Raw genomic sequence first — 14221 nt, forward strand, 5'->3', positions numbered from 1 at the left:
GCTCAGGCGGGCGTGAGGTGGATCGGAAGTCGGGTGGGGCCGCGCAGTGAGCTGTGCGTTGACCATTCCGTCGGGCCCGTCGGGCTGATCCGCGCCACGCGGGTGACGAGTTGGCGGAGTACGGCCTGCGCTTCCATGCGGGCCAGCGGCGCTCCGAGGCACATGTGTGCGCCGTAGCCGAATGCGATGTGCTTGCGCGGGTCGCGGTCCGCACGGAACTCGTCGGGTTCTTCGAAAGCGGCGGGATCACGGTTCGCCGCGCCGAAGGACAGCAGCACGCGTGACCCGGCGGGGATGACGACGTCGCCGATGCGGTAAGCGGCGCGGGTGTAGCGGTACAGGTTCTGAATCGGTGTGGTGAACCGTAGATGTTCCTCTACCGCAAGCGGAATCAGATCCGGGTTCGCGCGAATGAGGTCGTACTGATCGGGTCGATGGGCGAGGGTGTCGAACATCCCGCCCAGCAGGTTGGTCGTCGTCTCGTTGCCGGCGATGAGCAGATGGCTGGCGATGAGGAGGAGCTGCTGGTCGGTGAGGCTTCCGTCAGTGTTGTGCTCGAGTAGCCGCCCGAGCACGGTGTCCGACCCCTTGAGTCCGCCCGCCGCGAATTGTGTTCTGAAATAGCGGTGTAGGGCCGCCATGGCAACCGCGGATCTGGCCGCGCTGGTGATGCCGCCAACCGTGGGCTTCAGCTCCATCAGCCCCACGCCGCGCTCCGACCAGCGGCGGAAGTCGTCGAGGTCGGTATCGGGAACGCCAAGGATCTTGGCGATCAGGCGGATCGGCATCGGTACCGCCAGGCGTTGCACGACATCGCAACCGGGATTGTCCAGCAGGTCGGTGACCAGTTCGACGGCGAGTTTCTCGGTAATCTCCTGCCAAGACTCCATGGCGCCTCTGCTGAATCCCGGTTGGACCTGCTTGCGCAGGCGGGCGTGTTCGTCGCCGTCGGTGAGCACTGCGAGCGGCGCAGAGAACCGCAACCGCGTGACCCCTTGGGTGCTGGTGACCTGGTCGGTATCGCGCAGCGCGGCCCGCACGTCGTCGAGGCGGGCCACGATGAAGGTGGCACGTCGTGGGTTGTAGTGCACACGGCCGCCGCGGTGCAGGGCCCGATACGCGTCGACGGGTTGTGCGGCAGCGGCCGGATCCTGTGGGTCATAGTCGGTGTTGATCGCACCGGTCCAACCGTCGTAGCCGCGCCGGCGCGTGCGGATGGCGGCGGCGACGTTCATCCGGATCGCATCGCCGACCAGTTTGAGAGTCCGGGCCGTCTGATCGCTCCTGTTCATCGGCGCCCGCGACGGATTTGGAATTGCGCGAGGAGGATCGCAATCGTCAGATAGGCAACGTAGCAGGCGGATACGAGGGTCGACAGCCGACGGGTGCGGGGAATCGCCATGAGGAGTCCCATCAGTGTTTCAAGCCCGCCGTTGACGTAGGTGAAGGTGCGGGCGCGGGCGGGGAATCCGAGACGATTGACGGGATCGAACAAACGCGGCACGACGAAGTGCGCCGCACCGGTCAGGCTCACCATGAGACCCATCAGTTGTCGTGAGTGCGCAGTGTCGACGTCGGTCCTCACTGTGGACCCCGATCCTGCGCCGCTATCATTTACGAGAAACAATTTCTCGTAAATGATGCTACGTGCCGTGGCGGTTGTCCAGAGGCTCTACCTTGTCCGTGTGAGCCAAACCCGGCGCGGGCGACCGCGCAGTGCGTCCGTGCACGAGGCGATCCTCGACGCCACGCGGACGCTGCTGGCCGAAGCGGGCTATCGCGGGGTATCCATGGACAAGGTCGCTGCGATCGCGGGCGTTGGTGTCCAGACCGTGTATCGGCGTTGGCCCTCCAAGGCGCCGTTGGTGGCGGAGGCGGTCATGCGGGCGTACGACCAAACCGACTTCACCCTTCCAGACACCGGCGATACCCGCGCGGACCTGACGACATGGATGCGCATTTACGCCGAGTTCGGTTCGGCCGCCGAGAACGTCGCACTGGTTCGCTCGCTCGCCGCCGCCGCTGCCGAGAACCTGCGCGACCGCGACACCCTCTACCGACAACTCACCAGCCGCTTCCATGACGCCGTGGTGGACCGGTTGCGCATCGGTGTCTCAGCGGGCCAGATTCGCGACGACGTCGACATCGAAGCAGCCGCCGACGCATTGATCGGAGCGACGCTGTACCGATCGCTCAGCGTGACGTCATCCGCGCGCGAAACGGCCAAACGCTACCTCGCAGTGATAGATGCACTGCTGCGTGGCATCGAGCGCTAATGCCTGGCGGCGGATGGGACGAAACGGTCAACGCCGGGGCCAAGACCTGGTAGGCCCCGCCGAAATCTGCACCAGGGTCACTGTCTTACGAAAATTACAGCCCTGGTGCAGACTTCGCCGCAAGTTGAGTCCCGTGGCCGGTCCAAGCCGCTAGCCAGCGCCTTTGCCGTTGTCCACCCGGTACACCGCGCCGTGGATCGCGGCGGCGTCCTCACTGGCGAGGAACGCGATGGTCTTGGCCACGTCGACGGTGTCCATGAACCCGCGCGGCGACGCGATGCGCATGATGAGGTCCCAGTCGGCGTTCTCGGGCGCGGAGAACTCGGTGGTCTGTGCGGTCGGCATGCCGCCGGGGCAGACCGCGTTCACGCGGACCTTCTCCTTCGTGTACTCGACGGCCAGCGCGCGGGTCAGCCCGACGAGACCGTGTTTGGCGGCGCAGTATCCGGCCGAGTACACCTCGCCTTCCACCCCCGCGATCGACGAGACGTTGACGATGTTGCCTCCGCTCTCCAGAAGGTGCGGCAGCGCGGCGCGACAGAGGTAGAACGGTCCGTGCAGGTTCACCGCCAGGTCACGCTCCCACTCGTCGTCGGTCACCGCGGTGGTGTGCCGCATCTGGTGAAAGCCCGCCACATTCACGAGGACATCGAGCCGTCCGAATTCCTCCACACACCGGGCGACGGCCTCACCGCACGCCGCCGACGACGTCACGTCCACCGACGCGAAGCGGCCCCTGGGCACGGCCTCGAGCACCTCCGCCATCCGCTCGGCGTCGCGCGCGATGCCGAAGACCGTCGCACCGCGTTCTGCGAACAGTTGCGCGACGGCGGCGCCCAGCCCCGCCGAGGCGCCCGTCACCAATGCGACCTTGCCGCTCAGTTGCGTCATGGCATGACCTTCTCATGCGTGCGCGAAGGGGAGTGGGCGCACCTGCCTGCGGGGCCCCTATGGGGCCGAGACGCGGGGTCGTTCCGGGGGGACGGCGGCCAACAGCGCGCGGGTGTAGTCGTCGCGGGGTGCGGCGAACAACTCGGCGGCCGGGCGATACTCGACGGCCGTACCGGCGCGCATTACCAGCACGTCATGGCTGACCTGCTGGACGATTGCGAGGTCGTGCGCGATGAACAGGTAGGTCAGTCCCAGGTCGCGTTGCAGCCGGGCCAGCAGGTCGAGCACCTTGGCCTGTACCGAAACATCCAGGGCCGCAGTCGCTTCGTCGAGGATCAGCAACTCGGGTTCACCGGCAAGCGCGCGGGCGATGCTCACCCGTTGGCGTTCACCACCCGACAGCTCGTGCGGGTAGCGCGACGCGAACGACGCTGGGAGACCGACGAGGTCGAGCAGTTCGCCCACCCGGGCCGCGCGGACTCGCCGACCCTTTGCGAGCCGGTGCACGATCAGCGGTTCGGCGATCGCCGCGCCGACGCGGGCGCGCGGGTTCACCGACGAAAACGGGTCCTGGAACACCAGCCCGATCCGCCTGCGCAACGCCTTCTCCGCCGACCCGCGCACCCCAAACACGTCGGCGTCGGAGAGTGTCGCGGTGCCGGCGTCGGGGCGCAACAGGCCGGTGAGTGCGGACGCCACGGTCGACTTGCCCGAACCCGATTCGCCGACCAGGCCCAGGGTGGTGCCCCGGCGGATCTGAAACGACAGATCCTTGACGGCGTGCACGGTCGACTTGCCGACCGGCGTGCTGACCTCGAACCGCACGTCGAGACCGTCGACGTCCAACAGCACCGGCGCATCGGGCGTCGGCGGTGGGCCCGGACGCCCGACGAGCGGTCGCGCGGCGAGCAGCTCTCGGGTGTACTCGTGGCGAGGCCGGTCGAAAACGTCGGTGACCGAGGCCTGTTCGACCGCTTCGCCGCCGCGCAGCACCGTCACGTCCTCGGCCACCTGGCCGATCACACCGAGGTCGTGGCTGATCCATACCACCGCGGTGCCGAAGTCGCGCTGCAGTTCGGCGACCAGGTCGACGATCTGCGCCTGAGTGGTCACATCGAGAGCGGTCGTCGGTTCGTCGGCGATCAGCAGAGCGGGGTCGCATGCCATCGCGATCGCGATCATCACGCGCTGCTTCTGCCCGCCCGACAGCTGATGCGGATAGGCGCGCAGCCGCGATTCGGGGTCCGGTAGCCCGACCGCCTCGAGCAGTTCGAGTGCCCGGCCGCATGCCTGCCGGCGGGTCATCCGCCGGTGCGCCTCAAGTGATTCGGTGATCTGGCGCTCCAGCGTCAATAGCGGGTTCAGCGACGTACCCGGGTCCTGAAAGACGAACCCGATCTGGCCCCCGTGCACGCCGCGCAGCACTCGGTCCGACGCGCCGACCAGCTGGGTGTCACCGGATTCTGTTGTCAGCGTGCTTGTTCCACACACCCGCGCCCCCGGCGCGTCGAGCAGGCCCGTCGCGGCGAGCACGGTCATCGACTTACCAGAACCGGATTCGCCCACGATTCCCAGTGTCTGTCCCCGGTGCACGTCGAACGACAGCCCGTGCACGATCTCGCGTCTGCCGATGCTGACCCGCAGGTCGCGCACGCTCAACACCGGATCACTCACTGCGGCATCCCTTTCCGGCGGGTTTCGGCGAGCGTGCGCTGCCGGGGATCGAGGATGTCGCGCAGACCGTCGCCGAGCAGGTTGAACGCGAGCACCGTGACGAAGATGGCCGCACCGGGGAACACCGCCATCCACCAGGCCATCGTCACGAAGCCCTGCGAATCGAAGATCATCCGGCCCAGCGACGGCTGCGGCGGCTGAATGCCCAACCCCAGGAATGACAATGCGGCCTCGGACAGGATGGCGAAGGCCAGCGACAGCGACGTCTGCACCACCAGTGGTCCGGCGATGTTGGGCAGGATGTGGCGGCCCAGGATGTACAGATGCCCGGTGCCCATGCTGCGCGACACGGACACGAACGGTTCCACACGCACGCTCATGGTGCTGGCGCGCGCCACTCTCGCGAAGATCGGCGTGTACACGATGCCGATCGCCAGGATCGTCGTCGTCACACCGGGTCCGAGGATCGCCACCACGGCGAGCGCGAGCAGCAGCACCGGAAACGCGAACATCACGTCGACCACGCGCATGACCACGGTGTCGAGCCAACCGCCGCGATAGCCCGCCACCACGCCGACGGTCACGCCGACGACCACCGCGAACGCGACGCTGACGACCGCCACGCGCATCGAGGCCTGCGTGGCAACGAGCACCCGCGACAACACGTCACGGCCCAGTTCGTCGGTGCCGAACCAGTGCGACCCGCTGGGCGGTTGCAGGGCATTCGGGACGTCGACGTCGTTGATGCCGTACGGCGCAATCAAATCGGCGGTCACCGCGACGAACGCGATCAGCACGAGCAGGCCCGCGCTGACCACCGTCACCGGGTTGCCCATGAGTACCCGCAGCGACGACACCCTGCTGTTCGACTCGGCCGGAGCTGTCATGACAACCGGATCCTCGGGTCGACGACCGCGTAGAGCACGTCCACGATCAGGTTGATCAACAGGAACAGCGCCGCGATCAACAGCACGGTGCCCTGGATGACCGCGTAGTCGCGCCCAGCCACGGCGTTGTACACGAGCCGGCCCAGGCCGGGCCAGGCGAACACCACTTCCACGACGATCACCCCCGACATGATCGTGGCCAACTGGATACCGGTGATTGTCAGTATCGGGATCAACGCGTTACGCACGGTGTGGCGCAGTGTGACCACCCGTGGCGCAAGCCCTTTGGAGCGCGCGGTGCGGACGTAACCCATCGCCGTGACCTCGAGCACCGCCGAGCGCACGTAACGCGTCAAGATCGCGCCCGCGACGAGGCCGACGGTGAGCGCCGGAAGGATCAGGTGGCGCAACCATCCCACGGGATCGTCGAACAGCGGGCGGTAGCCCGAGGTGGGCAGCCAGTGCAGCGTCGAGGCGAACAGCGCGATGAGCAGGATGCCCATCCAGAAGTCCGGGATCGACACCCCGAACTGGCTGCCCACCCGCACGAGCGCGTCGCTGACCCGGCCCTCCCGTAGCGCCGAGAAAATTCCTGCCGGGATGGCGATCAGCAGCGCGATGACGATCCCGGCCGATGCCAAAGAGACTGTGGCGGGAAGTCTTTCGAGCAGGATCACCGTCACCGGGTCGCCGTTGCGGAAACTGACCCCGAGATCGCCGGTCAGTGCGTTGCCGATGTAGGCCAGGAACTGCTCGACGATCGGTTTGTCCAGACCGCTCGCCGAGCGCAACGCCTCGTAGGCCTGCGGTGTGTAGCGGGTTCCGAGCGCGATGCGCACCGGATCGCCGGGCACCAGATGCACCAGCGCGAAACTCACCACCAGCACGCCGAGCAACACCACCGCCGAATATGCCAGCCGGCGCGCCAGAAACCGCGTGATCGGGTGAGTGAGCAAGCCGGTCACGAGTTTTCGCCTCCGGTCAGGCTCGCCGTGCGGAAACGGACGGCGCCGTCCCGGCGGGCTTCGTAACCCGTCAGATCGGTCACCCACGCCTGGATCACCGACGGGTTGTACAGGTAGATGTAGCTCACCTCGTCGGCGATGATGGTTGCGGCGCGTCGATACACATCGAAACGCGCCGGGCGATTCGTCTCGACGCGCCCCGCGTCGAGCAGGCGGTCGACCTCGGGGTTGGAGAACTTCTGGGCGTTGCTCGTTCCGTCCGTATGGTGCTGGGCGTAGTAGAAGTCGTCGGGGTCGATGTTGCCGAGCCAGCCCATCATCAGCATGTCGAAGTTGCCGGAGTTCTGTTCGTCCAGCCAGGTGGCGAAGTCGACGGTGCGGATGTTGACCGTGATACCAAGCGGCGCAAGGTTATTCGCGATCACCTGCGCTGCGGTAACGGTCTCGGGATATTCGCTGGTGACCAGCATGTCCAGATCGACATCGCCGACTCCCGCCTCGTCGAGAAGCCGTTGGGCGGTGTCGGTGTCGTAGTGGTAGCGGTCGTAGGCGGTGTACCACGGGTTGCCTTCGGGGATCGCGAGCTGGTTGGCGGCCGCGGTGCCGTAGCTGGTGGCCGCGACGATGGCGGCGCGGTCGATGCCGAAGGCGACGGCCCGGCGTGCCCGCGCGTCGTTCCACGGCTCGTGCGCCTCGTTGAGCGCGAGGTACCAGTAGTCGTTGCCGGCGGTCACCTGAAGATGCAGCGAGTCGTCGTCACGAAGCTGCGCCACCCGCTGCGTCGGGACGGAGTCGGTCCAGTCGACCTCACCGGCCTGCAGCGCCGACAGCGCGGTCGACGGTTCGGAGATGAACCGGAACGTCACACCGCCCACCTTCGGGGCGCCGCGCCAATACGCCTTGTTCGCGGTCAAGATGATGGAGTCGCCGCTCTTCTGGGACCGGAAGGCGAACGGTCCGGTGCCCACCGGGTGAGTGGCGATCTGACCGCTTTCGACGTTGCGGCGCGAGACGATGGCCATGCCCTTGAACCCGCCGATGTTGGTCAGCAGGTTGGGCGTCGGATGTTCGACCTCGATCACCACGGTCATCGGGTCGACGGCCCGCACGTCGGTCACGGCGCTGAACTTGTCGACGTTGGCCAACTGCTCGTCGATGATGCGCCGATACGAGAACACGACGTCCTCGGCGGTGAACGGGCTGCCGTCGTGAAACGTCACGCCCGGCCGCAGATGGAACGTCCACGACAACTGGTCCGGGCTGACCTCCCACGATTCGGCGAGGGCGGGCCGCATCTCGAGGTCGGCGTCCGGTTCGACGAGCGTGTCGAACACGTTCTCGAGCACCTCGAAGGAGAAGTACGCGCTGGTCTTGTGCGGGTCCAGTTGGTCGGGTTCACCGGCGATGGCGGCGACCAGGTTGTTCGACGCCTCCCCGAGATCCACGCCATGACCGGTGGAGCAACCGGCCAGCACCGTCACGACCGCGGTGACGGCCACGGTGGCCAGTACTTCCACCAGTCGTTTCATGCCTCCACCCCGCCGGTCGTGGGCATCGTGTTTACCCGTCGGCTCTACCTTCGACGGTGACCGCCGAAACCCGGAGCCGGGGAAAGGGGTGACGACGCCGCGTGCACACTGAGATACTCGACACCACGGTAGACGGCTGAAGGGGCACGAGGTGACCAAGACGATCGCGCGGACGTTGGGCGTCGTGGCGTTCGCGCTCGGGCTGACATTCAGTGCCGTGGGGACCGCGGCCGGCCAGGGCGACGTGAAATCTCCCGATACCCCTGAAGGGGTCTACACGGTCAAGATCGCCGGACAGGCCGAGACGACCTGGGAGATCTTCCCGATCTGCGTGCCGACGGTGGGCGACCTTCGCGAGCCGCTGATCCTGCCGGTCGGGTGCAGGCTCAAGGTCACGCCGGCGGGCCGCGGTGGTGCCGAGGCCGACATGGTCGGCGGCGAGTGGACCTTCAAAGCGAACACGTTCGACTCGATCCGCAACTGCCCCGACGGCAGCACCGCGCTGCAGAAAGAGATCTACTCCTTCAACGGGGCCACACTCACCGGGCGCGCCAGGATCATCCACGGTGCGGTGTGCGGCGAGCAGCCCGGGATGGTCGAACTGCCGTTGACGCTGACGTTCAAGGAACCGCTGTCGATTCCCGTCACGCCGTACCCGCTGATCTGCGAACCCGGCGGTCTGCGGCTCTGCTACTAGGTGCCTGGTAACCCGTCGATCGGCGGAGCGGCCGGGCGCGGGCTCGGCCCCAGCGGGCGGGCCCGCCTGCCACTCCTCAACGGCAAGGCCCTCGATCTGACCGGTCCCGGGCTGACCGATCGATGGGGTGTCACGTGCACCGATCTCGGCGCGTCGGTGGTCGCGCCGAACGGGAAGCTGGTCTCGGTGTTCGGCGACACCTTCTCGGGTCCCCGGGTCGGGCTCGGCGACTGGCGGTCCCCGGTCGTCCTGATCGGCACCGGCGACGCCGACCACCCGATCGTCTACGAACGCGCCGGTGGCAGCGATCCCGGCTACGCGCGTCAACTGTGGCATTACGAGCACGACGACGCGGGCACCGGCTGGCGTCGGGGCGGGATCAGCACGGTGATCCCGTCGGACCTGTTGACCGTCGGCGGGTCGATGTATCTGCACGCCATCGTCAACCGCGGCTTCGGCAACGTCGCATGGACCGAGATCTGGCACTCGCCCGACAGCGGCGTGAGTTGGACCCATCTGGGGGAGAGGGCCAAGTTCCCCGCCGACCTGCACGGTGGTCACGCACAGTGCTGGACATGGGATTACGAGCCCGACGACGGCTGGGTGTACGTTGCGGCGACCGGTTTCCAGCGCGACAAGGGCATCGTGCTGATGCGGGTGCGTCCGGAGCACATCGGCGACAGGACCCGTTACCTCAGTTGGCATTTCGACGGGACGAGGTGGTCGTGGGGGACATCGGCGACGCCCGTCACGCCGGTCGGTGAGCGATGGGGTGAGCTCGCGTTGCGTCGCGTCGGGCCGGGCAAATGGGTCCTCGGCGGATTTCTCGCGTCGAAGTACGCGCTCGGCTACCGCGTCGTGGCGTCACCGGTGGCGAACATGCACACGACGCCGGTCCAGATGCCCATCCTCGGATCGGCGTGGGAGGCCGAGGACCATGCCGGCAGCCGGGTCGCCCAGCTCTACGGCGGGTACCTGCTTCCGGGGTCGCGCTTCGACATCGACGGCGGCATCGGACTGGTTGTCTCACAGTGGAATACGGCGACCGGCTGGCCCTACCGGGCGATGCAGTTCAAGGCCGCGCTCAAAGACAGCACCAAGACGGTGCCGCCACCCGATCCGATCAATCTGTAGCGTCCGATCCGTCGCGACGGTGACGCCCCTATGGTGTTAGAGCGGGGCCGAATGAAAGGCGAGCAGTGACTGGGAGAGCTGGGGGTTCCGGCGCCAAACGCGTAGTGGTGTGGGGCACCGGTTTCGTGGGCAAGATGGTGATCCCCGAGATCGTGAAACATCCCCGGTTCGAGTTGGTCGGCGTCGGCGTGAGCAGCCCGGACAAGGTCGGCCGCGACGTCGGTGACATCTGCGGGCTGGGCACGGAGTTGGGGGTGACCGCGACCGACGACGTCGATGCGCTGATCGCGCTGAAACCCGACGCGCTGGTGCACTACGGTCCGACGGCCAATCGCGCCGAGGACAACATCGCACTGATCACCCGTTTCCTGCGGGCGGGCATCGACGTCTGTTCGACCGCGATGACGCCCTGGATCTGGCCCACCATGCACCTGAACCCACCGAACTGGATCGAACCCATCACAGCGGCCTGCGAACTCGGCGAATCGTCGTGCCTGACCACCGGCATCGACCCCGGGTTCGCCAACGACCTGTTCCCGATGACGCTGATGGGCCTGTGCTCGGAAGTGCGCAAGGTTCGTGCCTCCGAACTGCTCGACTACACCAACTACGAAGGCGACTACGACCGCGAGATGGGCATCGGCAAGCCACCCGAGTACCGCCCGCTTCTCGAGAATCCCGATATCCTGATATTCGCTTGGGGCGCAACGGTTCCGATGATCGCGCATGCCGCGGGCATCATGCTCGACGAGATCACCACCACATGGGACAAGTGGGTCACGCCGACCGAGCGCAAGACCGCGAAGGGCATCATCGCCCCGGGTAACGTCGCGGCCGTGCGGTTCACCATCAACGGCGTGTACCGGGGCGAGACCCGCATTCAGCTCGAACACGTCAACCGGATCGGCAACGACGCCGCGCCCGACTGGCCCTCGGGCAACGAGAACGACGTCTACCGCGTCGACATCGAGGGCACCCCGAGCATCTTCCAGGAGACCGCGTTCCGGTTCACCGACGGCTCCGGGCGCGACGCCGCCGCGGCCGGCTGCCTGGCGACCGGGCTGCGGGCGCTCAACGCGGTGCCCGCGGTCAACGACCTTTCGCCGGGCTGGGTGACGGCGTTGGATTTGCCATTGATTCCGGGCGCAGGCACCATCCGCTGATGGCTGATGGGGTAGGGCTGTCGGTTGGCGCCACCAACCTGGCCGCCGTCGTCGTGGGCAGATCGGCCGTGACCCGGTCGCCGGTGCTGACGTTGTTTCCGCACCGCCCGCCCGAGGTAGGCGTGCCCAGCGAGAACCGCAACCTCGACGAACGCGGGCTGATCCTGACCGATTTCGTCGACCGGGTCGGGGATCCGGTCGGCATCGTCGCCGCCGACGGTTCCACTCACAAAGCCGAGGTCGTGCTCGCCGACGCGCTGCGGGCGATGCTCCACGCGGTCGGGGGCGGCCGAAGTTCCGTCGGCAACATCGCGGTGACGCACCCGGCGCACTGGAGGCCCGCCTCCGTCGACGCGCTGCGCGGAGCGTTGGCCGCCGTGCCCGAGTTTCAGCGGCCCCGGCCGGCGCCCGTCGTCTCCGATGCGGTGGCCGCGCTGACCTCACTGCAGGACGAACCGGGGGTGCCCACCCGCGGCGTCATCGCCCTCTGCGACTTCGGGGGGACCGGTACGAGCATCAGCCTGTTCGATGCGGATAACGGTTACGCGCAGATCGGCCAGACCGTCCGCCACGACGACCTGTCCGGTGACCTGGTCGACCAGGCGCTGCTGACCCACGTCCTCGAGGATCTGTCGGCGGCCGGGGCCGTCGACCTGTCCAGTACCTCGGCGATCGGCTCGCTGTCGCGGTTGCGTGCGCAGTGTCGCGGCGCCAAGGAGCGGCTGTCCACCGCGGCGTTCACCTCGCTGGTGGCCGAATTGCCCGGGCACCGCAGCGATGTGCGGCTGACGCGCACCGAACTCGACGAGGTGCTGAGCGGACCTCTCACGGGGTTTGCCAACACCCTGCAGGAAACCCTGGAGCGCAACGGTATTCGTGAACTGGCGGCCGTGGCGTCGGTCGGCGGCGGGGCGCGAATCCCGGTCGTCACCACCACGCTCTCGGAGCGGTTTCGGGCGCCGGTGATCACGTCGGCCCACCCCGAATTGGCTGCGGCGGTGGGCGGTGGGTTGGCCGCCGTCCGAGGCACCGTCGAGGAGGGGATGACCGCGATGTCCGCGGCTCCCGGGGCCGGTGCTGCCGTCGCCGCGGCCACGGCGATGGCCCCCGAGGTCGGCTCCCCGGCCGACGAAGCGTCGCCACAGTCAGCAGCCTTCGGGGCATTGGCCTGGTCGGACGCCGAAGAGCTGCCCGAGGTCGCGGCAACCGATCCCTACGACTATGGACCGCCCGCGGCCGGCGCCGCCGACGTGCGCCCGCAGATGCAGTTCGACGACGAATCCTGGGACGACCTGCCGCCGCGACCGGTGCCCTGGTACCGCAATCCCGCGGTACCGCTGGCCGGTGGCGTCCTCGTGGTGCTGGCCGCGCTGGTGGCCGCGGTGCTGTGGGTGATGTCCGGCGACGAGTCCGCACCTGAGCCCGCGAGCACCACACCACCCATGACGGTCACCCCGCGGCCCACGACACCGACCACCGCCGCGCCGCCGCCACCGGCCACCCAGGCGCCGCAAACCGTCTACCGGCCGCCTCCGCCGGTGACCCAGACCGTCACCGAGCCGCCTCCGTCGCCCGAGCCGCCGCCCCCGTCGCCGGAGCCATCGCCCCCGTCGCCGGAACCCCCGCCGACAACCGAGCCGCCGCCCGCCACGACTGCGCCGCCGACGACGCAGCCACCGCCGTGGAGTCCGACCGCGCCGTACCCGACGATTCCGGGGCTGCCGTGGGTGCCCGCTCCGCAACTGCCCGGTCAACCGGCTCCGTAGCATCGTTCGGCCGCATCGCCGGCTACGGTTCAGGGGTTTCTCGGTTTCTTGGTCAACACCAGGTGCGCCATCGGGATCTGAGTCTTCTCGGGAGCCGCGGCGAGTCGAGCCGCCATACCTGCTTCCAGGCGATCGAAGAACTGGTCCGACCGAGGGTCGGCGGCACCGCCGTCGAGTGTGGTCGCCAGCGTCGGGAACACCGCCGCCCTGGCGAATGACGCCCACTGTGCCCCGAAAGTCGTTGCGCTGCCATCGACTTGATACTGCTGCCAGAAGCGGTCCCCGGCGTCGAAGATCTCGAGATGTTCGATCTCGAGTTGTTCGAAGCGGCCCTTCGGAGCAAACGGCGCCAGGAAATCCTGCTCCCGCCGGCCGACGATCGGGATACCCATTCGGTGCACCTCGTCGGCGGTCAGCAAGCCGTCGGCGGCCAGTTCGTCGATCGCGTCGACCAGCGCGTCGAGCACCGAGCGGTACCCGACCTCGCCGTTGTCGTCGACCGCCGTCGTCATCACGACGAAACGACCGCCGCGACGCAGTTCACGACCGCGGAAGGCGATGAACTCATGCCAGTCGGTGGCGGCCTGCCTGGCGTACGCGGCGCGCACCGTCTCGTCGCGGCTGTAGGCCACGTGGACGTGGTCGGGGATCGGCGCGGGAACACGGCTGAGCCAGTGCACGGCCCAGGAACTCCAGCCGAGGTTCACACTGCTCGACGGCATGATCTGCGAGTAGAACGACCGGCCGATCGCGGAGGCGAAGGCCGCGGAGTCCTTGCTCAGGTAGGTGTCCGGATCCTCGGCGAGGGTGCGGAACAGGGCGGTGAAGTCGTTTTCCGGTACGTCGGTGTGCACGACCAGGGTGGGGTGGTCGGTGCGGGTCCGCTTGCGCACCAACGCAATTGCCGCGCAGATGGGCAGCAGCGAGTTGTGGCCGGTCGACGCGCCGTAGTCGGCGATGACGAACGGTTGCGGAGGCCTCGGGATCGGCACGGCGGCGGCCGCTTCCTCGAAGAGCTTGATCGCTCCCTGCAGACCGGCGGCCTGCAGACGCGAACCGGCGGTGTACGACCCGCTCTCCATCGGCTCGGGCCGCACGACGATGCTGGACTCGGGCATCGCGACCTCCGTGACGTGCGGACAACAGGTTCGGTCCTATCCGACGGTAGTCCCCGCGGGCCGTCGCTGCCGACGGAGGCCGACGTATCCGTGGCAACACCGCGCCGGCGCGGTCCCGCCC

General features: G+C 67.9%; 13 protein-coding genes. 5 read left to right on the plus strand and 8 right to left on the minus strand.

The features are described from left to right. Positions 1-2 precede the first annotated feature (2 nt). Positions 3-1292, minus strand: a complete 1290-nt coding sequence (locus tag AU198_RS07565) for a cytochrome P450 (RefSeq protein WP_064347206.1) — start codon at positions 1290-1292, stop codon at positions 3-5. Beyond that, entirely contained in the window at positions 1289-1537 is a 249-nt protein-coding gene (locus AU198_RS07570) for a DoxX-related protein (protein ID WP_231744605.1), read from the minus strand. Before AU198_RS07570 ends, AU198_RS07565 begins: the two co-directional genes overlap by 4 nt. A 148-nt stretch (positions 1538-1685) precedes the next feature. Here AU198_RS07570 and AU198_RS07575 point away from each other — a divergent pair, with 148 nt between their 5' ends. After that, positions 1686-2276 (plus strand): TetR/AcrR family transcriptional regulator, encoded by a 591-nt coding sequence (locus tag AU198_RS07575; RefSeq protein WP_064347209.1) that lies wholly within the window; start codon positions 1686-1688, stop codon positions 2274-2276. Positions 2277-2426: 150 nt separating this feature from the next. On the opposite strand, the gene AU198_RS07580 is transcribed toward AU198_RS07575, so the two are convergent. Genes AU198_RS07580 through AU198_RS07600 form a run of 5 tightly spaced genes read right to left on the minus strand, consistent with a single transcriptional unit; the run spans position 2427 to position 8222 of the window. After that, complete coding sequence (locus AU198_RS07580; protein ID WP_064347210.1) at positions 2427-3167, minus strand: SDR family NAD(P)-dependent oxidoreductase; 741 nt, start codon at positions 3165-3167, stop codon at positions 2427-2429. Between the two features lie 57 nt (positions 3168-3224). Beyond that, a complete protein-coding gene (locus tag AU198_RS07585) occupies positions 3225-4841 on the minus strand; it encodes a dipeptide ABC transporter ATP-binding protein (RefSeq protein ID WP_064347212.1) in 1617 nt (538 codons plus the stop codon). Continuing rightward, a complete protein-coding gene (locus tag AU198_RS07590; protein ID WP_064347215.1) occupies positions 4838-5728 on the minus strand; it encodes an ABC transporter permease in 891 nt (296 codons plus the stop codon). Before AU198_RS07590 ends, AU198_RS07585 begins: the two co-directional genes overlap by 4 nt. Then, a complete protein-coding gene (locus AU198_RS07595) occupies positions 5725-6693 on the minus strand; it encodes an ABC transporter permease (RefSeq protein ID WP_064347216.1) in 969 nt (322 codons plus the stop codon). Before AU198_RS07595 ends, AU198_RS07590 begins: the two co-directional genes overlap by 4 nt. Continuing rightward, positions 6690-8222, minus strand: a complete 1533-nt coding sequence (locus AU198_RS07600) for an ABC transporter substrate-binding protein (protein ID WP_064347218.1) — start codon at positions 8220-8222, stop codon at positions 6690-6692. Before AU198_RS07600 ends, AU198_RS07595 begins: the two co-directional genes overlap by 4 nt. A gap of 151 nt (positions 8223-8373) precedes the next feature. On the opposite strand from AU198_RS07600, the gene AU198_RS07605 reads away from it, so the two are divergent. The 4 genes from AU198_RS07605 to AU198_RS07620 all read left to right on the plus strand — a co-directional run bounded on the left by AU198_RS07605 (position 8374) and on the right by AU198_RS07620 (position 12982). Continuing rightward, positions 8374-8919: a hypothetical protein gene (locus AU198_RS07605; protein ID WP_064347220.1), complete on the plus strand. Its 546-nt coding sequence runs from the start codon at positions 8374-8376 to the stop codon at positions 8917-8919. A 66-nt stretch (positions 8920-8985) separates the two neighbouring features. Continuing rightward, positions 8986-10053, plus strand: a complete 1068-nt coding sequence (locus AU198_RS07610; protein ID WP_064347342.1) for a glycoside hydrolase family 183 protein — start codon at positions 8986-8988, stop codon at positions 10051-10053. A gap of 65 nt (positions 10054-10118) precedes the next feature. Continuing rightward, the gene (locus AU198_RS07615) at positions 10119-11216 is read left to right on the plus strand and encodes an NAD(P)H-dependent amine dehydrogenase family protein (protein ID WP_156431519.1); all 1098 of its coding nucleotides are present in this window, start codon (positions 10119-10121) and stop codon (positions 11214-11216) included. Next, complete coding sequence (locus tag AU198_RS07620; protein WP_064347222.1) at positions 11216-12982, plus strand: Hsp70 family protein; 1767 nt, start codon at positions 11216-11218, stop codon at positions 12980-12982. Before AU198_RS07615 ends, AU198_RS07620 begins: the two co-directional genes overlap by 1 nt. 29 nt (positions 12983-13011) lie before the next feature. Here the strand turns inward: AU198_RS07620 and AU198_RS07625 are convergent, their stop codons facing one another. Then, complete coding sequence (locus AU198_RS07625; protein ID WP_064347224.1) at positions 13012-14100, minus strand: class I SAM-dependent methyltransferase; 1089 nt, start codon at positions 14098-14100, stop codon at positions 13012-13014. Positions 14101-14221: the final 121 nt, after the last annotated feature.

Source organism: Mycobacterium sp. GA-1199 (assembly GCF_001500045.1).
Taxonomy (GTDB): Bacteria; Actinomycetota; Actinomycetes; order Mycobacteriales; family Mycobacteriaceae; genus Mycobacterium.

Excerpts from the sequence above, each read along its gene's own strand:
- AU198_RS07590 (WP_064347215.1), bottom strand. The coding sequence starts at position 5,728 with ATGACAGCTCCGGCCGAGTCGAACAGCAGGGTGTCGTCGCTGCGGGTA.
- AU198_RS07570 (WP_231744605.1), bottom strand. The coding sequence starts at position 1,537 with ATGGTGAGCCTGACCGGTGCGGCGCACTTCGTCGTGCCGCGTTTGTTC.
- AU198_RS07625 (WP_064347224.1), bottom strand. The coding sequence starts at position 14,100 with ATGCCCGAGTCCAGCATCGTCGTGCGGCCCGAGCCGATGGAGAGCGGG.
- AU198_RS07600 (WP_064347218.1), bottom strand. The coding sequence starts at position 8,222 with ATGAAACGACTGGTGGAAGTACTGGCCACCGTGGCCGTCACCGCGGTC.
- AU198_RS07620 (WP_064347222.1), top strand. The coding sequence starts at position 11,216 with ATGGCTGATGGGGTAGGGCTGTCGGTTGGCGCCACCAACCTGGCCGCC.
- AU198_RS07580 (WP_064347210.1), bottom strand. The coding sequence starts at position 3,167 with ATGACGCAACTGAGCGGCAAGGTCGCATTGGTGACGGGCGCCTCGGCG.
- AU198_RS07565 (WP_064347206.1), bottom strand. The coding sequence starts at position 1,292 with ATGAACAGGAGCGATCAGACGGCCCGGACTCTCAAACTGGTCGGCGAT.